General features: G+C 43.3%; 1 protein-coding gene. It reads left to right on the top strand.

Going from position 1 to position 674, the window contains the following annotated elements:
* Window positions 1-674, top strand: a 674-nt coding sequence (locus PL9214_RS29375) for a tetratricopeptide repeat protein (protein ID WP_139295210.1), incomplete at both ends; no start/stop codon positions are given.

The raw sequence follows: 674 nt of genomic DNA, 5'->3' as shown, positions 1-674 counted from the left end.
ACAATTGCTTAGGACGTTACGAAGATGCTATATCCTATCACCAGCAATCTCTGGAAATTGACCGAGAGATTGGGAATAGACGGGGGATAGCTAATTCTTTAGGCAATTTAGGCAATGTTTACAATTCCCTAGGACGCTACGAAGATGCCATATCCTATCACCAGCAATCTCTGGAAATTTACCGAGAGATTGGGGATAGACAGGGGGTAGCAGTTTATTTAAACAATTTAGGCAATGCTCACAATTCCCTAGGACGCTACGAAGAAGCGATATCTTATCATCAGCAATCTCTGGATATTCGACGAGAGATGGGGGATAGAGGAGGGGTAGCTTATTCTTTAAATGGTTTAGGCATTGCTTACAATTCCCTAGGACGCTACGAAGAAGCGATATCCTATTGCCAGCAATCTCTGGAAATTTACCGAGAGATTGGGGATAGAGAGGGGGTAGCTGCTTCTCTAGGCAATTTAGGCATTGCTTACAATTCCCTAAGACAGTACGAAGAAGCGATATCCTATTACCAGCAATCTCTGGAAATTTACCGAGAGATTGGGGATAGAGGGGGGGAAGCTAGTTCTTTATGCAATTTAGGCATTGCTTACAATTGCTTAGGACGTTACGAAGATGCTATATCCTATCACCAGCAATCTCTGGAAATTGACCGAGAGATTGGG

This window comes from Planktothrix tepida PCC 9214 (genome assembly GCF_900009145.1).
GTDB lineage: Bacteria > Cyanobacteriota > Cyanobacteriia > Cyanobacteriales > Microcoleaceae > Planktothrix > Planktothrix tepida.
This window is presented reverse-complemented; position numbering and strand designations above follow the sequence as displayed.